The 22128-nt window shown below is 69.3% G+C and carries 17 protein-coding genes; 8 read left to right on the top strand and 9 right to left on the bottom strand.

Features of this window, described 5'->3' with window-relative positions; all coding sequences use genetic code 11:
• Window positions 1–184: 184 nt before the first annotated feature.
• Together IEQ11_RS08370 and IEQ11_RS08365 are read left to right on the top strand one after the other, a co-directional pair.
• The gene (locus tag IEQ11_RS08370) at window positions 185–1144 is read left to right on the top strand and encodes an acetyl-CoA carboxylase carboxyltransferase subunit alpha (protein WP_036113689.1); all 960 of its coding nucleotides are present in this window, start codon (window positions 185–187) and stop codon (window positions 1142–1144) included.
• A gap of 18 nt (window positions 1145–1162) precedes the next feature.
• Complete coding sequence (locus tag IEQ11_RS08365) at window positions 1163–1984, top strand: transglycosylase domain-containing protein (RefSeq protein WP_096414081.1); 822 nt, start codon at window positions 1163–1165, stop codon at window positions 1982–1984.
• A 60-nt stretch (window positions 1985–2044) separates the two neighbouring features.
• Here the strand turns inward: IEQ11_RS08365 and IEQ11_RS08360 are convergent, their stop codons facing one another.
• Window positions 2045–3106 (bottom strand): NADH:flavin oxidoreductase/NADH oxidase, encoded by a 1062-nt coding sequence (locus tag IEQ11_RS08360; protein WP_191821908.1) that lies wholly within the window; start codon window positions 3104–3106, stop codon window positions 2045–2047.
• 107 nt (window positions 3107–3213) lie between these two features.
• Between IEQ11_RS08360 and tilS the strand changes: the two genes are divergently transcribed.
• From tilS to ispA, 3 genes are all read left to right on the top strand, one after another.
• Window positions 3214–4518, top strand: a complete 1305-nt coding sequence (gene tilS, locus IEQ11_RS08355; RefSeq protein ID WP_191821907.1) for a tRNA lysidine(34) synthetase TilS — start codon at window positions 3214–3216, stop codon at window positions 4516–4518.
• A gap of 434 nt (window positions 4519–4952) precedes the next feature.
• Complete coding sequence (locus IEQ11_RS08350) at window positions 4953–5228, top strand: exodeoxyribonuclease VII small subunit (RefSeq protein WP_191821906.1); 276 nt, start codon at window positions 4953–4955, stop codon at window positions 5226–5228.
• On the top strand, window positions 5221–6117 hold the full coding sequence (ispA, locus tag IEQ11_RS08345; protein ID WP_191821905.1) for a (2E,6E)-farnesyl diphosphate synthase: 897 nt from the start codon (window positions 5221–5223) through the stop codon (window positions 6115–6117). The genes IEQ11_RS08350 and ispA overlap by 8 nt, the downstream gene beginning before the upstream one ends.
• Window positions 6118–6377: 260 nt before the next feature.
• On the opposite strand, the gene IEQ11_RS08340 is transcribed toward ispA, so the two are convergent.
• The 4 genes from IEQ11_RS08340 to pmbA all read right to left on the bottom strand — a co-directional run bounded on the left by IEQ11_RS08340 (window position 6378) and on the right by pmbA (window position 11473).
• A complete protein-coding gene (locus IEQ11_RS08340; protein ID WP_096414077.1) occupies window positions 6378–6737 on the bottom strand; it encodes a DUF4870 domain-containing protein in 360 nt (119 codons plus the stop codon).
• A 324-nt stretch (window positions 6738–7061) separates the two neighbouring features.
• Window positions 7062–8198 carry a DUF1501 domain-containing protein gene (locus IEQ11_RS08335; protein WP_191821904.1) on the bottom strand — a complete coding sequence of 379 codons (1137 nt, stop codon included), beginning with the start codon at window positions 8196–8198 and terminating at the stop codon, window positions 7062–7064.
• A 1-nt stretch (window position 8199) separates the two neighbouring features.
• Window positions 8200–9753 carry a DUF1800 domain-containing protein gene (locus tag IEQ11_RS08330; RefSeq protein WP_191821903.1) on the bottom strand — a complete coding sequence of 518 codons (1554 nt, stop codon included), beginning with the start codon at window positions 9751–9753 and terminating at the stop codon, window positions 8200–8202.
• 322 nt (window positions 9754–10075) lie between these two features.
• Window positions 10076–11473, bottom strand: a complete 1398-nt coding sequence (gene pmbA / locus IEQ11_RS08325; protein ID WP_425479594.1) for a metalloprotease PmbA — start codon at window positions 11471–11473, stop codon at window positions 10076–10078.
• Between the two features lie 131 nt (window positions 11474–11604).
• Between pmbA and yjgA the strand changes: the two genes are divergently transcribed.
• Complete coding sequence (gene yjgA, locus IEQ11_RS08320; protein ID WP_036113661.1) at window positions 11605–12177, top strand: ribosome biogenesis factor YjgA; 573 nt, start codon at window positions 11605–11607, stop codon at window positions 12175–12177.
• A gap of 233 nt (window positions 12178–12410) precedes the next feature.
• Here the strand turns inward: yjgA and tldD are convergent, their stop codons facing one another.
• The 4 genes from tldD to IEQ11_RS08300 form a co-directional block, all read right to left on the bottom strand.
• Window positions 12411–13853, bottom strand: a complete 1443-nt coding sequence (tldD, locus tag IEQ11_RS08315) for a metalloprotease TldD (RefSeq protein ID WP_036113658.1) — start codon at window positions 13851–13853, stop codon at window positions 12411–12413.
• A gap of 409 nt (window positions 13854–14262) precedes the next feature.
• Window positions 14263–18369, bottom strand: a complete 4107-nt coding sequence (locus IEQ11_RS08310; RefSeq protein ID WP_191821901.1) for a YhdP family protein — start codon at window positions 18367–18369, stop codon at window positions 14263–14265.
• A gap of 162 nt (window positions 18370–18531) precedes the next feature.
• Window positions 18532–20025: a ribonuclease G gene (rng, locus tag IEQ11_RS08305; protein ID WP_036113641.1), complete on the bottom strand. Its 1494-nt coding sequence runs from the start codon at window positions 20023–20025 to the stop codon at window positions 18532–18534.
• Between the two features lie 112 nt (window positions 20026–20137).
• Window positions 20138–20707, bottom strand: a complete 570-nt coding sequence (locus IEQ11_RS08300) for a Maf family protein (RefSeq protein ID WP_281439923.1) — start codon at window positions 20705–20707, stop codon at window positions 20138–20140.
• 184 nt (window positions 20708–20891) lie between these two features.
• On the opposite strand from IEQ11_RS08300, the gene IEQ11_RS08295 reads away from it, so the two are divergent.
• Both IEQ11_RS08295 and IEQ11_RS08290 read left to right on the top strand, forming a co-directional pair.
• Complete coding sequence (locus tag IEQ11_RS08295; RefSeq protein ID WP_036113752.1) at window positions 20892–21638, top strand: SIMPL domain-containing protein; 747 nt, start codon at window positions 20892–20894, stop codon at window positions 21636–21638.
• Between the two features lie 2 nt (window positions 21639–21640).
• On the top strand, window positions 21641–21829 hold the full coding sequence (locus tag IEQ11_RS08290) for a hypothetical protein (protein ID WP_036113626.1): 189 nt from the start codon (window positions 21641–21643) through the stop codon (window positions 21827–21829).
• Window positions 21830–22128 lie beyond the last annotated feature (299 nt).

Raw genomic sequence — 22128 nt, 5'->3', positions numbered from 1 at the left:
GAGTGAGTAAAAGCGTGCTTTCGCTCACTCTCCGCTTTTGCGCACCCGTTCAGAGATCGAGCGCGCGCCTTTACTCACTCCTCACTCCTCTGAACTCGTTCCTCGCCCCACCCTGCCCATCCCCCTCGGTACGGTCCCCCCCTCTGGGCTAGACTGTCCATCGACCAAGGCCCACGGCCCCCGAATGAATCCGAATTACCTCGACTTCGAGCAGCCCATCGCCGACCTGGAAGCCAAGATCCAGGAGCTGCGCCACGCCAGCAGCGGCCCGGCCGTCGACATCGACGCCGAAATCCATGCCCTGCAGGACAAGCTGCGCCTGCGCACGGCGCAGATTTTCCGCGACCTCTCGTCCTGGCAGATTTCGCAGTTGGCGCGCCATCCGGCACGTCCGTACACCCTCGACTACATCCGGGTGATGTGCGACGAGTTTCAGGAACTGGCCGGCGACCGCGCCTTCGCCGACGACAAAGCCATCGTCGGCGGCCTGGGCCGCATCGCCGGTCGCAGCGTGGTCATCGTCGGCCACCAGAAAGGCCGCGACACCAAGAGCAAGATCAAGCGCAACTTCGGCATGCCGCGTCCGGAGGGCTACCGCAAGGCGCTGCGCCTGATGAAACTGGCCGAGCGCTTCGGCCTGCCGCTGATCACCTTCATCGACACCGCCGGCGCCTGGCCCGGCATCGACGCCGAGGAACGCGGCCAGTCCGAGGCGATCGCGCGCAATCTGCTGGAAATGGCCGAGCTGAAGATCCCGGTGATCTGCACCGTGATCGGCGAAGGCGGCTCCGGCGGCGCGCTGGCGATCGGCGTGGGCGATCGCACCTTGATGCTCGAATACAGCACCTACTCGGTGATCACCCCCGAAGGCTGCGCCTCGATCCTGTGGAAGACCGCCGACAAGGCCAAGGACGCGGCCGAACAGCTCGGCCTGACCGCCAAGCGCCTGCACGAGCTAGGCCTGATCGACAAGATCGTGCGCGAGCCGATCGGCGGCGCGCATCGCAACCCCAAGCAGATGGCCACGCGCTTGAAGGCGGTGTTGATCAACGAGATCGACGCGCTGGAAAACGTTCCGGTCGACGAACTGCTGCAGCGCCGGTATGAGCGCTTGCGCGGTTACGGCGCGTACGAAGCCGCGTAAGGCACCGCGCGCAAGGACATGGACGTCCTGATCAAATCGATCGTCGCCGCGATCCTGGCGATCGCGCTCACGGTCGTACTCGTGCTCCAGGGCATCTATTGGTACGGCGCGTACGATCTGCCGCAAACCTTGCCGTTGCCGCGTCAGCAATACTCGGCGCAGGCGCGTGCCCTGATGTGGACCGATCTGGGCGGCAAGGGCGAACTGCGCATCCGCCGCTTCAGCAGCGTCGGATTGCCGCTCACCGAGCTGGGGCATGGGCTGCGGTGCTGGTCGCATGCCTGGTCCGACTGGGCCACGCAAGAAGCCGCATGCGCCGCCGGCGCGGACGAAGAGGTGCTGTCGCGTGCCGCCGACGACATCGCGTTCTTGAACCTGGCCCAGGCCGATCCGCGACTGGGGCCCAACCTGAAATATGGCCGGAATCGGGACGGCTATCGCCCCTGGCCCAAGCGGCTGCGTCCGGTCACCTATGCCGTCGCCAGCCGCCTGAGTCGCGAATGGCCGGCCGAGCGGGTCATCGATTGGATTTTGGACAATTCCGATTACGGCCAAGGCGCGATGGGCCTGGAGCAGGCGGCGCAGACCTACTTCGGCGTCCCGGCCGATGAGCTGCGCGAGGCAGAACTGGTCGCGCTGATCGTGTTCTCGCGAGGCCCCCGTTACTACGACCCGGCGTGCGAGCCCGAGCACTTCCGTAACGGTCACCTGCGCTTGATGCTCGACCGCGGCTATCGGGTCACGCTGAGCGATCCCGACGCCGATCTGTCGCGAATGAAGCGATGGGCCTGCCCCGCGGCTGCGCGACTGAAGCCGGGAACCTGCCCGAAGCCCGATTGAGCGAGTCGCGTCTTTGCGCGGCGATCGGCGCATGCACCGACTCGCCCGACACCTCCGCACTCACCACGCCCGCTGATACTGCTCCGGCACATGCACGTTCGCGCCCAACTCGTGCGCGGCGCGCAGCGGAAAATACGGATCGCGCAGCAACTCGCGCGCGAGCAGCACCACGTCGGCCTCTTCGTCGGCGACGATCTTCTCGGCCTGCGCGGCGCGGGTGATCAGACCGACCGCGCCGGTGGCGATGCCGGCCTCGCGACGGATTCGCGCCGAGAACGGCACCTGATAGCCCGGCTCGACCGGAATGCGCGCATGCGGCACCAGGCCGCCGCTGGACACATCGATCAGGTCGACGCCGAGGTCCTTGACGATCCGCGCCAGCTCGACGCTCTGTTCGATATCCCAGCCGCCGTCGGCCCAGTCGGTCGCGGAAATGCGCAGCCACAACGGCAGGCGCTCGGGCCAAACCTCGCGCACGGCGACCAGCACTTCGCGCAGCAGGCGGGTGCGATTTTCGAAACTGCCGCCGTAGCGGTCCTCGCGTTGGTTCGACAACGGCGACAGGAACTGATGCAGCAGATAGCCGTGGGCGGCGTGGATCTCGACCAACTGGAAACACGCATCGAGCGCGCGTTGCGCGGCCGCGGCGAAATCGTCGATCACGTTGCGGATGTCGATCGGTTCCAGCGCGCGCGGTTGCGGCGAATCCTCGCGGAACGCGAGCGCCGACGGCGCCACCGGGGTCCAGCCGCCGGCATCGGCGGTTACGCCCTTGCCGCCGAGCCACGGCGCTTCGACGCTGGCCTTGCGCCCGGCATGCGACAGCTGCACGCCGACCGCGGCTTCGCGCGAGCGCAGGAAGCAACTGATGCGATGCCAGGCCTCGGCCTGCGCGGCGTTCCACAGGCCGGTGTCGGCCGGGGAAATACGCGCCTGCGGCGAGACCGCGCAGGCCTCGGTCATGACCAGGCCGGCGCCGCCGACCGCGCGGCTGCCCAGGTGGACCAGATGCCAGTTGTTCGGCACGCCATCCACGGCCGAGTACTGGCACATCGGCGAAACCACCAGGCGGTTGCGCAAGGTCAAGGAGCGTTGCGACAGCGGAGCGAAAAGCCGGGACACGACGCGTTCTCTGCATTACCAAGGAGAAGTCAAGGTAATGGCGGCCCCGCGCGTGCGCAGCATCATCCATGGGTTGCTGCGTCCCGCGGTCGTGGCACCATGCCGACATGTTGGTATCAAACTCCGATGCGATCGCCGCCGCGCTGCGCGAACTGCCGGCCACGCCGCTGTGCGTGGGCTACAGCGGCGGGCTGGATTCGAGCGTGCTGCTGCATGCCCTGGCGGCTTCGCCGCGGGCGCGGCGGCAAGGTCTGCGGGCGTGGCATGTGCATCACGGCTTGCATGCGCAGGCCGACGATTGGGCGCGGCATTGCGAGGAATTTTGCCGTTCGAACGAACTGGAATTGACCGTTTCGCGGGTGTCGGTTGCGCGCGACGCCGGCGACGGTCCGGAAGCGGCGGCGCGGCGCGCGCGGCATGCCGCGTTCGAGGCCGGACTGGACGCCGGCGAAACCCTGATCCTGGCCCATCATCGCGACGATCAGGCCGAAACCCTGCTGCTGCGGCTGCTGCGCGGCTCGGGTTCGACCGGGCTGGCGTCGATGACGCCGTGGCGAGCCTGCGGCGAAGGCCGGCTGTGGCGGCCGTTGTTGTCGGTGCCGCGCGCCGCGTTGCTCGCCTATGCGCACAGCCACGGCCTGCGCTGGATCGACGACCCCAGCAACGACGACGATCGCTACGACCGCAATTTCCTGCGCAATCGGGTCATGCCCTTGTTGCGCGAACGCTGGCCGCAGGCCGATGCGAGCTTCGCCCTGTCGGCGCGGCTGGCCGGCGAGTCCGAACGCCTGCTCGACGAGGAAGACGCACTGGCGCTGGCCGCGGTGCGCAGTCTCGATCCGCAGGCGTTATCGCGCTCCGCCCTGCGCAAGCTGCCGGTGGCGCGGCGCGCGCGGGTGCTGCGGCGCTGGATCGCCGGCCTGGGCCTGCCGCCGCTGCCGACCCAGGGCGTGATCCAGATCGAATCGCAATTGCTCGACGCGCGCGCCGACGCCGAAGCCGAATTCGCCTGGCAGGGCGCGGTGGTGCACGCCTGGCGCGATCTGCTGCACGCGCAGATGCACAGGCCGCCCTTGGCCGATGACTGGCAGACGCCGTGGGACGGGCGCGCGCCGCTGGCCCTGCCCGACGGCGGCGAGTGGCGGCTCGAAGGCGCCGATGCCTTCGATGTGCCCGGCGTGGCGCATGCGCGTCGCGGCGGCGAACGCATCGTGCTGCCCGGGCGCGCGCACGGCCACATGCTGCGCAAGGTGCTGCAGGACCTGGGCGTGCCGCCGTGGGAGCGGCGCCGGCTGCCGCTGCTGAGCTCGCCGCAGGGCGAAGTGCTGGCGGTGGGCGATGTGGCGGTATCGGCGCGGATGGATGCGTGGTTGCGGGGGTGTGGGGGGCGGTTGACGTTGGTGGCGGGGTGAGTCTGCCGCGGCGAGCGGGGTTGCTCGCTGCTTACTCAGTCACTGCGCACATCGCGCTGCGGTGTTCCTACGTGCGTCGCGCTCCGCGATTACGACAAGCACCGCAGCGGCCTCGTTTCGTCGTTCTCCCCAAGACCGTCATTCCCGCGAAGGCGGGAATCCAGAGACTTCAAGCGCTCTTGCACGAAAGGCCCTGGATTCCCGCCTTCGCGGGAATGACGGCCTGGAAAGATGGCGCTGAAGTCCCTGCATGCGCAGTTCCGCGGAACCGCCTTGGCAGCAATGACGACTTCAATCAGACGAAGCCTTCCAACGGCAACGGCGACTCCAAGCAAGCCAAGCCCCCAAAAAGAAAACACAGCAACCCAAGCGCCCCACCCGCCGCGTCCCCACGCCGCATTGACCCCGCCCCGCCCCCGCCGCACACTTCCCATATGCCTCGTAAAACCCCCACCGAAGCCTCGCCGGTCGCCGATTTCGAGCAGTCGCTCGATGCCCTGGAGCAACTGGTCGAGAAGATGGAACACGGCGAGATGAGCCTGGAAGATTCGCTCGCCGCCTATGAGCGCGGCGTCGGTCTGTACCGCCGCTGCCAGTCCGCGCTGGAAGAGGCCGAGCTGCGCGTGCGCCTGCTCACCGACCCGCAGGAACCGGCCAGCGCCGAGGCGTTCGGCAATGCCGGCCCGCCGGGCAGCGAAGTCGATGCGTGATGCGGCCGGGCTGGACGACCGGCTGAGTCAGTGGCGCGAGCGCGCCGACCGCGCCCTCACCCACGCACTGCCCGCTTCCGACGCGCCGCCGCAGCGCCTGCACCAGGCGATGCGCCATGCGGTGCTGCTCGGCGGCAAGCGCATGCGCCCGCTGCTGGTGCATGCCGCCGGCGCACTGTTCGAGGTCGCGCCGGCGGTGCTCGACGCGCCGGCCACCGCGCTCGAACTGATCCACGCCTATTCGCTGATCCACGACGACCTGCCGGCTATGGACGACGACGCGCTGCGTCGCGGCCAGCCGACCGTGCACGTGGCCTTCGACGAAGCCACCGCGATCCTCGCCGGCGACGCGCTGCAATCGCTCGCGTTCGCGGTATTGGCCGATACCGACACCGACGACGCCACCCGCGTCGCCCTGCTGCGCACCCTGGCCCAGGCCGCGGGCGTGGCCGGCATGTGCGGCGGCCAGGCGCTCGACATCGACGCCACCGGCACCGGCGTGCAGCTCGATGTGACCGCGCTGGAGCATCTGCATTCGCTCAAGACCGGCGCGCTGATCCGCGCCAGCGTGCGCATGGGCGCGCTGTGCGGCCACGCCGACGGCGCCGCGCTGGACGCCCTGGACCGCTACGCGCAGGCGCTGGGGCTGGCCTTCCAGGTCCGCGACGACATCCTCGATGTCGAAGGCGACAGCCAGACCCTCGGCAAGACCGCCGGCAAGGACGCGGCCCAGGACAAATCGACCTTCCCGGCGCTGATCGGCCTGGACGCCTCGCGCGCGCGCCTGGACGAACTGGCGCGCGCGATGGACGCCGCGCTGGAACCGTTCGGCCCCGGCGCCGAGGCCCTGCGCGCGCTGGGACGGCTGGCGATCGAACGCGATCGCTGAGCCCTGAGCCGCGACGCCGATCCGGCCTCGCGGCTTCGACGCCACGATTCGCGCGCTGGCCTGGAAGCCGTCGCGCCTGCGTCGAATCTGTTTCGAACCGATACGTTTGAAACCACACAGGTCCGAAACCGCACGTTTGCAGCAGGCGCATTTGCCGCCGATACGTTCGACGCGACCACGAAAAAGGGCAGACCGAAGTCCGCCCTTTTCGTTTTCCCCTGACCGACCGCGAACGGCCGGCCCGAATAGCTAATACCGACTCAGGCGATCAGACGCAGGGTCAGCGGATAGCGGTAACGCACGCCGTCCTTCGCCTTGAGGCCGGCGATGATGAAGAACACCACCGACACCAGCCACACCACCGGCGTCAGCAGGCCGGCCAGACCGAAGGTCACGAACGACAGCACCGTCAGCGCGACGTACACGATGAACAGCGAGATGGTGAAATTCAGCGCTTCCTTGGACTGATCGGTCAGGAATTCCTTCTCCGGCTTGTCCTTGTTGATCAACCAGATGATCAGCGGGACGATGAAGCCGAAGATGATCGCCGAGAGGTGGGTGATCATCGCCAGGGTGCGATCCTCGCTGTTGCCGGACGCTTGTTCGTTCAAATCGTTCATTCCTTGTTCCCCTTTCCTGTTCGTGATGTGAGTCCGATGGGCCAGCACCGGGCTGCCCAACCGCGTCACTGTCGGCCGTGAGCGTCCATGCTGTCAAGGTAAATAGGGTATGGCTGCCGCACTTTATCTGTGTCCGGCATGCTCAGACGGCCGTGACCGGCGGCGTGGCCATGCCGCCTGCAATCGGGCTGTCACAGTCGCCGCCGCTCGAAATGATCGAACGCGCGAAATAGGTGCCGACGGCCATGCCGCAGCTTGTGGCGCGAATCGCCGATATAGGGTCATCGAACCGCAGGATTCGCGTCACCCACGTCGCAAAGCGGGCTAGGCCGCCCGCCAGCCCGCCATCGGCGCGACCGCGCGGCTGCCTGGAAACACCCGCGACTCGACCGCCGATTCGGCCAGACCGATGTGCTCGGTCAGCACGCTCTTGAACAGCCCGCGCAGGTCGCTGGTCGCGCGCAGATCGCGGCCCTGGTTGAGCTGCGCCGGCGCCAGTCCCGGCCAATCGCCGCCGATGCGGCCGCCGCGCACCGCGCCGCCGCACAGCAAGGCCATGCCGCCGGTGCCGTGATCGGTGCCGCCGGTGCCGTTGATCGCCGCGGTGCGGCCGAACTCGGTGACCACCGCGATCACCGTGCGCGGCCACGCCGCGCCGAAGCCCGCGCGCGCCGCGGCCAGGCCTTGATCGAGTTCGGCCAGCTTGCGCTGCAACACCTGGGCCTGATTGCGGTGCGTATCCCAACCGCTGTCCTCGACGAAGCCGATGCGCGGGCCGTCGACGGCGCTCATGCGTTGCGCGGCGATGCGCATCGCCTCGGGCAGCGCGAACGCGCCCTTGCCGTCGCGCGCCATCGTCGCGGCATGGGTGGAGCGCTCGAAGGTCTCGCTCAGGCGCGGATCGGCCGCGTACAGCGGCTGCAATCGCTGCAACAACTGCGGATCGACGTCCTTGGGCAACGGCGGCCACCAATTGCTGGCGCGGTCGCTGCCGCGCAAGGCCAGCGGCATCACCGCGGCGACCGCGAAACCCGCGCCGCCCGGCATCGCCTGCACGCAGCGGCCGAGCCAGCCGTCGCGCGCGCCGGTCGGCGAAGCGGTGCCGTTTTCCAGGCAATCCTGCGCGTCGAAATGCGAGCGTTCGCGATACGGCGGCGCGATCGCCACGATCGGCAGCAACTCGCGTGCGCGGTACATCATCGCTGCCTGCTGCAGCGCCGGATGCAGGCCGAAGCTCGCGTCGATGCGGATCGGATCGTCCACCGCGCCCTCGCCGCGCAGGCGCGCGCAGGCCGGATCGGCGTACGGCGGCAGCAGATGCAAGCCGTCCAGGCCGCCGCGCAACAACACCAGCAGAAAGCGCGTGTCGTGCCCGGTCGCGGCGCGGGTCGCGCCGGGAAACAGCGTCAGCAGCGCGCTGGCGCCGAACGCGGCGAGCAAACCTCGTCGTTGCGCGTCCATCTCAGCTTCTCCACTGAAACGCGGGGCTGGCGAACAGCAGCGCATAGCCTTCGCTGGCCGAACCGGCGCGGCGCAGGCCGATCGCGAAATCGCCGTTGACCGCGTCGCTGCCGAGCACCGACAACGCGCGCTGATAAGGCGTGGACGAATACGCATCGACGCGCGCGGCGAACAACTGCGCGGCCTGGATGCGCTTGAACAGGCCGTCGGGATTGCTCCAGTCGGCCGCGGTATCGGGAAACCCGGCCGGCGAGCGCGGCGTGAACACCGGTTGGCCGAGGCTGGCGAGCAGTCCGATCAGCGCGCGCGCTTCGTTGCCGACCGGCAGCTCGCCCGCGCGCAAGGCCGAGATCACGAAATCGTTGGGGGTCTTGAACTTGCGCGCGGCCGGCGACCACGCCTGGTCGCTTTCGATCAGGCTGCGGTACAGCGCGCGCAGGTCGCCGTCGCTGCGCAGATAGGCCTGGGCCATGCGTTCGACCAGCGCCGGAGGCGGCTCGTCTGCGACGAAATGGCGCGCGAGCTTGAAACTCAGATGGCGCGCGGTGGCCGGATGCCGGGCCAGATCGGCCAGCACCGCGCGGCCCTGTTCGACCCCGCCTTCGGCATAGTCGCGGCCGAGCACGCGGCGCGCGCCGGGTTCGTGGGCGTTGGCGCGGAACACGAACGAGGCATCGGCTTCCTGCGCGTCGCGCGGGCCCGGCGTGCTCCAGCCGGTGATCGCGCGCGCGAGCTCGATCACATCGTCCTGGCGATAGCCGCCATCGACGCCGACGGTGTGCAGTTCGAGAATCTCGCGCGCGAGGTTTTCGTTGAGCCCGCGCCGCGGCTTGTCGCCGTTGCCCCCGCTCATGCGTTGCGCGCGCCGCGCCGCGCGCGAGTCGTCGCCGATCGACACCGCGTTGTCGAGATAGCGCAGCATCGCCGGGTGGCTTTCCACCGCCACCAGCAGGTCCTCGAAGCGGCCGAGCACATGCGGCCGGATCGCCTCGCGCTCCATCGATCCGGCGTACAGGCGCGCGTTGCCCTTGTCGATGGAGACGGCGAAATGGTTCGACCAGAATTGGGTCAGGCGTTCGACGAACGGCGCGTCGGTGGACGCGGCATGGCGATAGCGCGCGGCGAATTCGGCCAGTTGCTGGCGGCGCAGTTCGCGGCGCAGGGCTTCGGCGGGCGTTGCGGGTTCGCGTTCGGCGGAGTCGTTCGGCGCGTCGGCGATGCGCGCGCCGGCGGTGCGGCCGCGACGCGCGGATGCTCCATCCATGCCGGGCGCGGTCGTCGTCGATTCCGATATGGATTCGGACGACGCGGCCATGAGTGGCTTGGAGGATTTCGGCGCTGCCTCAACGCTTCGGTTCGCGCGATTCGCGCGCTGTTGCTCGTACTCGCGCTGCAAGGTCGCGGCGCTGCCCGGCAGGTCGCGGAATTCCGCCAGCGACGGCGGTTCGCGCAATTGCGCGAGCAGAATCTGGCGGCCGTCGCCGGCGCGGTCGAGCTCGCCGGGGCGTGCGCCGAGTCCGAATCGATTGGCGGCCGTGGCCTTGCTTGCGCTCATCCGGCTCTCCGGGCGGGAACTACGCCAGAGAACGGGTGGCCATGCTTCGGGTTGACAGGCCGCGGGGCCTGTTCAGTCGGCGATGCGCGGATTCGCAACCGCGGTCAAGGAACGGCGCGCATGGGCAGGACCGCGACGCCGGTTACCGGCGTATTGCCGCGACGATGCCGGGTCGTTTGATCGCCTCGTCGATGCGTCGCGGCGATCGGACGAAGGCGGACGCAACGGGCCTGCCGCGGCAGACCCGACAAAGACCGCAGCAACGAAAATCCGGCGATGCGACCGCGCGATCAGGCGGCCGGCCAGTACATCGCGCCGCGTCTTATTCCTCGGCGCTTTCGCCCGCCACCGTCATCCGCCCGATCAGGATCGAACCGGTGCGCACATGCGAGCGCTCGTCGACGTCGGTGCCGACCGCTTCGATCGCCGAGAACATCGCGCGCAGGTTGCCGGCGATGGTGATGCCGTCGACCGGGTATTGCAGTTCGCCGTTCTCGACCCAGAAACCGGCCGCGCCGCGCGAGTAATCGCCGGTCACCGCATTGACGCCCTGCCCCATCAGCTCGGTCACCACCAGGCCGCGCCCCATCTGCTTGAGCAGCGAGGCGTAGTCGCCGGCGTTGGCCGCGACCTGCAGGTTGTGCACGCCGCCGGCGTTGCCGGTGGTCTGCAGGCCCAGCTTGCGCGCCGAGTAACTGCTGAGCACGTAATGCTGCAACACGCCGGCGTCGATCAAGGCCGATTCGCGGGTGGCCACGCCTTCGGCGTCGTACGAGGTCGAACGGTAGCCGCGATGCAGGAACGGTTGTTCGTCGATGCGGAACCACGACGGAAACAACTGGGTGCCGGCGCTGTCGACCAGGAAACTCGCGCGCCGGTACAAGGCGCCGCCGCTGATGCCGCCGAGCAGATGGCCGATCAGCGAACGCGCGCTTTCGGCCGCGTACAGCACCGGGTATTCGCCGGTCGCGATCTGCCGCGGGGCCAAGCGCGCGACGGTGCGCTCGGCGGCCTTGCGGCCGACGCTGGCGGCCGATTCGAGTTCGTCGGCGGCCATCGCCGAGGTATACCAGCCGTCGCGCTGCATGCTGTCGCCGCGGCCGCCGATCAAGGCGACGCCCAGGCTGTGCTGGGTGCTGCGCTCGCGCCCGACGAAGCCGTGCGAATTGGCGTAGACGCCCAGGCTCGCGCCGGTGCCGACCGAGGCGCCGTCGCTGTTCTCGATGCGCTTGTCGAAATCGCGGCCGGCGCTTTCGCAGGCCAGCGCCAGTTCGATCGCGCGGTCGGGGTCGATGTTCCAGGGATGCCAGGTGTCGAAATCGCGCAGGTCGGTCGCCATCAAGGCCGCGTCGGCCAAGCCGGCGGCGCTGTCGTCTTCGGTGTAACGCGCCAGCGCGCAGGCCTGTTCGACCGTGGCCTCCAGGCTTTCCTCGCGCAGGTCGGCGGTGCTGGCGCTGCCCTTGCGCTGGCCGAAGTAGACGGTCATGGCGATGCCGCGGTCGCGGGTGGACTCGACCGTTTCGACCTCGCCCATGCGCACGTTGACGTTGAGGCCGGCCTCTTCCGAGCACGACACTTCGGCCTGGGTGGCGCCGCGCGCGCGCGCTGCGGCGAGCAGCCGCTGCGACAGATCCACGAGCGCGTCCAGGCGCGCTTCGGGGTCGGCGAAGGTGTGGGCCGGGGCGGCCGCGATGCCGGAGCTGGGGGCTAACACGTTCAATGGCTTATCCTTGGTGCCGCGGCGCGTGGGCGCCGCCGAGTTGGCGGTGGCGCGCAGGCGCCGCTGGAAACGCAAGCGGCGTCGTTGCGACGCGATATTGTTCAGTTTGACGGTACACGAGGTGTTTTGCGATGCGCGGCAGAGATGAGGAAACCGGCGAATTCCTGAGCCCCAGCCGGAGCCAGAACCGGCGCGAGGCGCTGGAAACATTGGCCCTGGGCGAAAAACTGGTGTCCCTGACCGAGGCCCAGCTGGCCAAGCTGCCGGTGCCCGAGGCGTTGCTGCCGCATATCCGCGACTGCAAGCGCATCACCGCGCACGTCGCCCACAAGCGCCAGCTGGCGTTCCTGGCCAAGCAGATGCGCCGCGAGGACGATGCGGCTATGGACGCGCTGCGCGACGCGCTCGACGAAAACGGCGAGACCGCGCGGCGCGAGATCGCCGCGATGCACCGCATCGAGACCTGGCGCGAACGCCTGCTCGACAACGGCGACGCGGCGCTGGCCGAATTGCTCGACGAATACCCCGGCGCCGACCGGCAACGCCTGCGCCAACTGGTGCGCAACACCCTGGAAGAACGCAAGCGCAACAAGCCGCCGCACTCGTTCCGCGAGCTGTATCGCGAGTTGCGCACGGTGTTGGCTGGGCCGGGCGATGCGGGCGACGATGACGACGGCGAATTCGCCGACGACAGCCAGGACTGAATTCGATTGCTTTTGAAGCCCCTCTCCCGCTCGCGGGGTGAGTGGGCGCCGCTTGCGAGCCACCGGCTCGCGCGCCCGCGAACGCCCAAACGCCATGCGTTTGGGCCGGGCCAGGGTTGGGGTGAGGAAGTCGCGGATCGCGTCGTTGCCTGCGACCGCGCGCGCCCTCATCCGGCCCTTCGGGCCACCTTCTCCCGCTCGCGGGAGAAGGGATGCTCGCGCACCAGCCGCCATCACGCGCTGGTGCCGCCCACCGTCAGTCCATCGATCAACAACGACGGCTGGCCGACGCCGACCGGGACGCTCTGCCCGTCCTTGCCGCACACGCCCACGCCTTCGTCCAGCGCCAGATCGTGGCCGATCATGCGCACCTTCTGCATGGTCTCCGGGCCGTTGCCGATCAGGGTCGCGCCCTTGACCGGCGCGGTGATCTTGCCGTCCTCGATCAGATAGGCCTCGGTCGCCGAGAACACATATTTGCCGCTGGTGATGTCGACCTGGCCGCCGCCGAAATTGACCGCGTACAAGCCCTTCTTGACCGAGCGGATCATGTCTTCGGGATCGTCCTTGCCGGCCAGCATGTAGGTGTTGGTCATGCGCGGCATCGGCAGATGGGCGAAGGATTCGCGGCGACCGTTGCCGGTCGGCGTCATGCCCATCAGACGCGCGTTGAGGGTGTCCTGCATGTAACCGACCAGCACGCCGTCCTCGATCAGGGTGGTGCAGTTGGTCGGCGTGCCTTCGTCGTCGACGTTGAGCGAACCGCGCCGGCCTTCCAGGGTGCCGTCGTCGACGATGGTGACGCCGGGCGAGGCCACGCGCTGGCCCATGCGGCCGGCGTAGGTCGAGGTGCCCTTGCGGTTGAAATCGCCTTCCAGGCCGTGACCGACCGCTTCGTGCAGCAGCACGCCCGGCCAGCCCGAGCCGAGCACCACCGGCATGATCCCGGCCGGCGCGTCGACCGCGTCGAGATTCACCAGCGCCTGGCGCAGCGCTTCGCGCGCGAACTGTTCGGGTTTGTCGCCGCCGAGCAGGTCGGCGTAGCTGTAACGGCCGCCGCCGCCGGAGTAGCCGCTTTCGCGGCGGCCGTTGTGTTCGACGATCACCTGCACGTTCAAGCGCACCAGCGGGCGCACGTCGGCGGCGAGCACGCCGTCGCTGCGCGCGACCAGGACGGTGTCCATGGTGCCGCTGAGGCTCACCACCACCTGCTGCACGCGCGGATCGGCCGCGCGCAGCAGCTTGTCCAGCTTGCGCAGCGCTTCGACCTTGCTTTCGTTGCCGATCGAATCGATCGGGTCGTCGCTGGGATACAGCGAACGTCCGCCGCCGCGGACCAGGCTGCGCGCGTTCTGCGAGCGGCCGTCGCGGGCGATCGCGCGCGCCGACTTGGCCGCGCCGAGCAGCGCGTCGCTGTTGATTTCGTCGGAATAGGCGAAGCCGGTCTTCTCGCCGCTGATCGCGCGCACGCCCACGCCCTGCTCGATCGAATGCGAGCCGTCCTTGACGATGCCGTCCTCGACCGTCCAGCTCTCGCGGCGCGAATGCTGGAAATACAGGTCGCCGAAATCGATGCCCGGCCCGAGCAAGGTGCCGAAGCTGCGTTCCAGGCCGTCGGCGTCCAGCCCGGCGGGCAGGAGGAGGCGGGTTTCGGCGATCTGCAGGGGAAGGGTCATGTGGGAACCAGGCAAGAGGTGAACACTCGGAAAGCCCATCTTAGGCGGGCCGGCGGCGCTTGGGTGGGCCGCGCGCCCGATTCCGGCGGCTTGCGGCCGTGGCATGCGGAGCGGCGCGGCGAGCGCCCATGCTCAGGAAATAGTGGCGCGCGGGCCGGCGATCAATGGCGAAGGCTTGCGCAATCCGGCGGGCTCGCGGGCGATTCAGGCGCGGGGCGGCGCCGGATTCGCGCTTGGGCTTCGCTTGCGAGCCCGCGTCCAGTTGTCGAATCGGGCTTCAAGGCCGCTCACAAAAGACTTCAGGCCGCGCGGTGACCGTAGGCGATGGGATCGCGAGTTTTTCTGCAAGGGAGCCTCAACGCCGACCACCCGAACCCTGGAAACCCCATCGGGATATCGCCGCCCGCGCCTAACCCGCCGGCGGCCCTGGCGGCTTCGCCGCGCGCGTCTCCTGCCGGCTCAGCACTTCGACCTTGGGTTCTTTCCACGGCCCGGTGACCCGATAGGTTTTCGACGCCAGGCTGCCCAGCGGCTTCTGCAGCACCGCATTGGCGGCCGCGCCGATCGCCGCGCCGACGGGACCGGCGGCCAGCGCGCCGACCGCGGTAAGCACGTTGGCGGCCTTGGGCCGCACTTCGATGGTCTGGTCGTAGCTTTGCGCGCGCAGATCGGCGGCGCCGCGGATCGCGATCGCCGCGGCCGGGCCGTCGATCACCAGATTGTCGCTGCGCGCGCTGCCGTTGCCGAAGCGCACGGTGCCGGCGACGCGGTCGAAGGCGAAGCCCTTGGCGAACAGGTCGCGGAAATCCAGGGTCAGCCGGCGCGGCAACTGCGCCACGCTGAGCAGGCCGAGCACGCGGCCGGCGCCGGGATCGACTTCGATCAGGCGGCCGTCGCGCAGGTCCACGACCAGGCTGCCTTCCAAGGTGCCCAGGGCGAAACCGGCCGGGCTGCCGGGCCAGCCGGCGTCGAGCTTGAGCTTGCCCTTGCCGCCGCCGACCTGGCCGCCGATGCCGAAGCCGCCGAGCAGCGCGCCGACATCGCCGCTGTCGAGCGCGGCGCTCAGATGGGTGCGCGCGCCGGTGCCGCGGCCGGTCCAGTCGCCGCTGACGTCGATCGACTGCTTGTCGGCGCGGGTGGTGAATTGGTCGATGCGCATGCCGGCCGGCGTCGGCCGGGTGCGCAGGCTGGCGTTGCCGAGCGCGGCGTCGCCGATGTGCAGGTCGGCGATGTCGAGGGTCAGCGCCGGAATCTTGGCCGGGTCGATGCTGTCGTCGAGCGCCGGCTTGGTCGCCGCCTGCACGGTATTGGCCGCGGCCGCGGTGGACGCATGGACGCCGTTGCTGCCGGGGGTAATCGTGGTCGGATTCGCCGCGGCCGGACCGGCCGGCGCGCGCCAATGCACGCGCGCGAAACGGCCGGCGATGGCGCCGTCGCCGGGAATCAGCAACGCGCCTTCCAGCGCCGCGCCCTCGGTGCGCACCGCGGTCGCGCCCTGCGGCGCCGGCGCGACGATCACCCGGGTGTTGGGAAACACGCCGCCGAGCAATTGCAGTTTCTGCGCGGTCACGTCGATGCGCTGCAAGGCCACGCCTTCGCCCGAACCGCTGCCGCCGCGCGCGATCGCGATCCAGTCGATCGCTTCGAGCGTGTCGGCGCGGCCGGTCGCGACCAGGCCGCTGGCCGGCGGCAGGTCGTCGACCCGGTTGGCGCCGAGCACCACCCGCACGCCGGTCTTGCCGTTGGTGGTGCGCGCGCGCAGCGCCAGGGTGTTGCCCAAGGCCACGCGCACGTCGCCGCTGCCCAGCGGCAACGGCGTTTCGATGGTGGTCGCGAGCGCCGCGCCGGCCGCCTTGTTCAACGGCGGCGGCAGGGTCAGGGTGGTGCCGACCAAATTGGACCGCAGCTGCAACAAGGCCGGCACCGGCGCCGATACGCCGGGCTTTATCGCCGCAGCCTTGCCGACGGCGCCAGCCGCCGCGTGCGCCGCCTTCGGAATCGAAATCCCGACCGTCCACAACGAACGCCCGTCGAGATACGACTTCAACCAGGCCAACTCATCCGGCCCGCGCGCGATCAATTCGTCGGCGCCGGACATCGCATCCAGCCCGGCCTCGAACGCGTTGCCGCGATCGCGCACGAAATTCTCGCCCGCGCGCAGCGACAACTTGCCCGGCGCGCCGTCGTGCATCACCGCCAGATCCTCGGCGCGGAACCCGCCGCGCCCGTACTCGGCGCGGCCGCGCACTTGTTCGAACGCGATCTTCCAGCGCGGATCGGCGAGCTTGGCGTTGTCCAGGTCGACCGTGCCGGTGATCTGGGTGGTGCTGCCATGGATCAGCGGCAGTTTCATGTCGAACGCGACTTTCGCCGCGCCGCTCGCGCGCAGGTTGTCGAGGGTGTCGGCCTGATCCTTGTACAGCGGGCTTTGCTTGAGCAGCGCCTGCAATTGCGCGGCATCGGCGCTGGTGTCGGCGGCGACGCTGAGGGTGCCGTCCTTGTAGTGATCGATGCCGGCGCCGATGCGGCGAATGCCGACCCCGGCGATCTTGCCCACGCCTTCGACACTGAAACCGTCGGCGACGAAACGCACGTCGGCGTTCAAGCTGTCGACCGCCGGCCACTCGGGCTGGAATTTCACCACCGCGCCATCGAGATGCGCGCTGGCTTCGAACAGGCCGTTGTTGCGGTTGAACGGCCAGTCGTCGAGATCGCCCGACACCACCGCGTGAGCATTGCGCAGCTTGCCGCCGGCCAGCGCGGTGTCGAGCCAATGGATCAGGTTCGGCGACATCCGATTGCGGATCCAGAAGCCCTTCGCGACCGGTATCGGGGTGTCGTCGATATCGGTGGCGATGTCGATCCACGGCCGGGTGCCGTCGTTCTGGAACCACAGCCCGCCGCGCGCGACCAGGCCGAAGTCGGTGTCGATGCCGCGCAGGCGCAGCGAGGTGGTGCCCACGCGCCAGCCGCCGCCTTCGCGCCAGCCACCAACGCGGCCCTGCAGCTTGACCGTGTGGACCACGCCGAACCCGGTCGGCCAGTCGAAGCGCATCGGCGAGTTTTCGTCGAGTTGGATCGCGAAGCCGTCGGCATCGGCTTCGATCGTGCCGGCCAGGCCCTGCAGACCCGGCGAGGTGCCGACCGCATCGAAGCCCAGCGCCTCGATCCGCGCGCTGGCGAACATCGGCCCGCCGCGGCGCCCGTTGAGCGCGATCGCGCTGAGCGACACGCGCGGCTTGGCGGTTTCGAACCAATGCCGCAGCCGTTCGGGCACGGCATCGCTGAGCGCGGCGACCGCGATCAGCGGGCCGGCGTCGATGCGATCGGCGCGCAATGCATAACGTTCGCCGCCGGCCACGGCCAGACCGTCGAGGGTCTGCACGTTGGCGCCGCTGCCGATGCGCAGCCTGGGCGCGTCGAAGCGCCAACCGTTGTCGGTCAGGCGCCAGTGCGCGAGGGTTTCGACGTGTTCGAATTCGACCCGGTCGGGGCCGCTGGGAATGGGGGTCGCGGTTGCGGCCGGCGCGGAGGATGCAGCAGCAGTGTTCGAAGCGGTGTTCGAAGTCGTGCCGGTGGCCGTCGCAGCGGTCGCGGATGTCGCGTTCGCGGGCGCCGCATTTACAGGCGCGGCGCCACTGCTGACCGGCACCGGCAGCGGACGCTCACCGCGCAGCCCGACCCGATCCAACGCGGCCGACACCGTGACCGCGGCGACCCGGTGCCCGCGCAGATCGGCCCAGGCTTCGGCGCGCCCCTGCCCGGATTCGACCCGGATGCCGACGATCTTGAGCAGCGGCGCCCAGCCGGCCAGATCGGCGCGTGTCGCGCCGGCGTAGGCGCGGCCGTCGCCGCGGCGCCGATCGAAATCCAGCACCGCGTCCAGCGGCGTAGACGGTGCTCCGGCAACGCCGACGCTCGGCCAGGCGCGCACGCCCGCGCGCAGGCGCGAACCGTCCACGCGCAGGCGCAGGTCGATCTTGGGAATGCGCGCATCGATCCCGAGCGACGGCGCGATCACCGCCAGCTTGCCGTCGATCACCTGCAATTCGCCCAGCCCTTCCAGCGCCGACAGCGGATCGCTGTTGTCGGTCTGGGTCTGCCCCGGCAGCCCGCGCACCTTCCAGCGCCCGTCGTCGGCGCGCTCCAGGGTCAGGTCCAGGCCCTTGAGCCGCAATTCGGAAAACGATTGCCCCGGCAGCAGACCGGCGTAGATCGACACCAGCATCTCGGCATCGCCGATGGTGAACGCCTGCGCGCCCTCGCCGACCCGCAGCCCGTCCAGGCGCAGCAGCGGACCGCGCCGGGTCCACTGGGTCTCGACCTTGTCGAACGCGACCGGCCGCCCGGCGCGCTTGCTCAGCCACTGCGCGACCTGCTCGGGATGGCTTTCGGCCAGCGGCAGCACCTGGCTGGCCGCGGCGAGCAGCAACGCCACCAGCACGAGCACGAGCGCGGCGCCATAGAAGGCGCCACGACGGGCCATGCGCAAGCGGCGGCGCAGCGGGGTGGGCATCAGACGCGACTACGCTCCCTCTCCCGCGCGCGGGAGAGGGTTGGGGTGAGGGCATGCGAGATCGCAGGAACCGACGCAGGCAGACTTTCGCGCGCCCTCATCCGGTCCTTCGGACCACCTTCTCCCGCTCGCGGGAGAAGGGAAATCGACAGGAGCGTGTTTTTATAGCAGCACAACATCAAACTGCTCCTGCGCATACTGATCGTCCGGCTGAAAACGGATCGACTTGCCGAGGAATTCCTCCAGCTCGGCCACCGCCGCGGACTCTTCGTCGGTGATGCGCGCCACCACTTTCGGCGAGGCGATCACCAGCAGGCGCGCGGCGTCGAACTGGCGCACCTGGCGGACGATGTCGCGGAAGATTTCATAGGTCACCGTCTCCGGGGTCTTCAAGGTGCCGCGGCCGCCGCATTCGTGGCAGGCCTCGCTGAGCTGGCGCTCCAGGCTCTCGGTGGTGCGCTTGCGGGTCATCTCGACCAGACCCAGCGGCGAGAACTCGTACACCGTGGTCTTGGCATGATCGCGGGTCAACGCCTTTTCCAACTGGCGCAGCACCTGCCGGCGGTGCTCCTGGTCGGTCATGTCGATGAAGTCGATGATGATGATTCCGCCCAGGTTGCGCAGCCGCAGTTGCCGGGCGACCGACTGGGCCGCCTCGAGGTTGGTGCGGTAAACGGTTTCCTCCAGATTGCGTTGACCCAGGAACGAACCGGTGTTCACGTCGATGGTCGTCATCGCCTCGGTCTGGTCGATGACCAGATAGCCGCCGGACTTCAGCGGCACCTCCTTGTCGAGCGCGCGCTGGATCTCGTCCTCGACCCCGTACAGGTCGAAGATCGGCCGCGCGCCGGTGTAGTGCTCGATCTTCTCGGCCAGGCCCGGCATGTACTGGGCGGCGAAGCTGCGCAGGCGTTCGCAGGTCTCGCGCGAGTCGACCTTGACCTTCTCCACGTCGCGGCGGATCAGGTCGCGCACCGCGCGCAGCGGCAGGCTCAGGTCCTCGTAGACGCGCTCGCCGACCTTGCAGCTGCCGGACTTCTCGGCGATCAAGGCCCAGGCCCGGCTCAGGTAACCGATGTCCTCGGCCAGCGCTTCCTCGGGCTGGCCCTCGGCGTTGGTGCGCACGATGTAACCGTGATGGTCGCCGCTCGGCGCCAGGGTGGTGACCAGCGACTTCAGACGCGCGCGTTCGGCCTCGTCCTCGATCCGCGCCGACACCCCGACCACGCGGGTGCGCGGCAGCAGCACCAGATAGCGCGAGGGAATGCTGAGCTGGGTGGTCAGGCGCGCGCCCTTGCTGCCGATCGGGTCCTTGACCACCTGCACGATGATGTCCTGGCCCTCGCGCAGCAGTTCGGCGATCGGCCGAGTCGGGGTCGGCGGCAGCGGCGCGGCATCGCCTTCGCCCTCGCCTTCGCTGAGCTGATTGAACTTGACGATGTCGGCCGCGTGCAGGAACGCCGCGCGCTCCAGGCCGATCTCGACGAACGCCGCCTGCATGCCCGGCATCACCCGCTGCACCTTGCCCTTGTAGATGTTGCCGACCACGCCCCGGCGCCAGCCGCGCTCGATGTGCAGTTCCTGCAGCATGCCGTTCTCGACGACGGCGACGCGGGTTTCGCGCGGAGTGACGTTGACCAGGATCTCTTCAGTCATGAGGCGGCGCGGGTCCTAAGTCAGACGTACTGGATGGGAAGGGGGCGCGGCACCTTAAGTTCCACGCCGTCGAAGTATTGTCATGCACGGCGCCCACGCCGCGCCCGTGCCGTCAGGCGCCGTAACCGAACTCGCGCAGCAGGCGCGCGGTTTCGTGCAGCGGCAGCCCCATCACCCCGGAATAGCTGCCGGCCAGGCGGGTCACGAACACCTCCGCGCCGCCCTGGATCGCATACGCGCCGGCCTTGCCGTCGGGTTCGCCGCTGGCGACGTAGCGCGCGATCGTGGCCTCGTCGAGTTCGGCGAACGTCACGTCCGAGATCGACACCGCCTGCGCTTCGCGCGAAGGCGACACCAGCGAGACCGCCGAAATCACCTGATGGGTGCGCCCGGACAGGCGCCGCAGCATGGCCGCGGCATCGGCCGGATCGCGCGGCTTGCCGAACACTTCATCGTCGAGCACGACCTCGGTGTCCGAACCCAGCACCACCGCGTTGGGATTGCCCATGACCTTGAGCAGGCCGGCGCCGGCCTTCTCGCGGGCGACACGGCGCACATAGTCGAACGCCGGCTCGCCGGGCTGACGGTGTTCGGGGACATCGAGTTCGAGCAGGCCGAATTCCAGGCCGAGGCGGCCGAGCAATTCGCGTCGCCGCGGCGACTGGGAGGCGAGATAGAGCATGCGCAAAAGCATAACCCGGGCTGACTGAGCGCCAGCCCACGCCATTTGGAGCAAACCCCGCACCGAATCACGGTTCGTTAACCTGTTCAGCAAGACCCTAGCCTCGTCCACCAAGGAGTTGCACATGACCCGGTCGTCGTCCACGTACACCGTTGCCCGTTCCCGCTCCATCGGCAACGCATCCATCCGCAACTCGCTGCGCCCGCTGGCGCTCGCCGCCGCCCTCGCCTTCGGAGCCGCAACCGCCATGACCGCTTCCGCCCAGACCCCGTCCGGCTATGTCGCCAACGACAGCACCCTGCTGTCGGTATCGGCGACCTCCGACGCCAAGCGCACCCCGAACATCGCCACGATCTCGACCGGCGTGGTGACCCAGGCGGCCGACGCCAACGCCGCGATGCGCGCGAACGCCGAGCAGATGGCCAAGGTCGTCGCCGCGATCAAGGCCGCCGGCATCGCCGAGCGCGACATCCAGACCAGCGGCATCAACCTCAGCCCGCAGTACCGCTACGTCGAGAACCAGCCGCCGGCGATCACCGGCTACCAGGCCAACAACAACGTCAACCTGGTCGTGCGCGATCTGTCCAAGCTCGGCAAGATCCTCGATTCGCTGGTCGCCACCGGCGCCAACCAGATCAACGGCCCGACCTTCGACATCGACGACAAGGAAAAGGACGTCGCCTTCGACGAAGCGCGCCGCGGCGCGATCGAGAAGGCCCAGGCCCGCGCCGAGATGTACGCCAAGACCCTCGGCATGAAGGTGCGCCGCATCGTCAGCGTCAGCGAAGGCGGCCGCTTCGCCCCGCCGATGCCGATGCCGATGATGGCCATGCGCATGGAGAAGGCCGGCGCCGCCGCCGACACCTCGGTGTCGCCGGGCGAAAACACCTTGTCGATGAGCCTCGACGTGGTGTTCGAGCTGGGCAAGTAAGCATGGCCGGCCCCGACAAGACCACGCCGCCGGCGTCCGACCCCAAGCCGGGGCGCAACCCCGGCTACCCGGAACCGCAGCCGCGCGACCCCGACGACGCGCGCCAGCCGCATCCGCGCAAACCGCCCAATCCCGACGAGGGCGGCCTGGAGCGCAAGCCCGGCGCCGATCAGGACCCGGCCGGCGAATAGTCGCGCCGGGGACGACGCCATCGATGATCGAAGACGAGACCCGCGCAAGCGGGTCTTCGTTTTTGTGGCCCGGGCGATGAAAGTTACCGCCGCAACGATCGCGGCGGTCGGGCTCGCGCAAGTGGCCAAGCGCATGCCGAGGCGAGCTTCGTTGCCATCCGTTCAGCGATACGCCACATGCGGATTGCACATCGGCGAGGCTCGCCCACTCCGCCGACTCTCGAAAAACCCTGGCGAAATCCCGCATCGCCGCCGCGCCGATGCCAGCGGCCGTGGCGATTGCCCGGGTATCGCCAGCG

The sequence above is a fragment of the Lysobacter capsici genome (assembly GCF_014779555.2).
Taxonomy (GTDB): domain Bacteria; phylum Pseudomonadota; class Gammaproteobacteria; order Xanthomonadales; family Xanthomonadaceae; genus Lysobacter; species Lysobacter capsici.
This window is presented reverse-complemented; position numbering and strand designations above follow the sequence as displayed.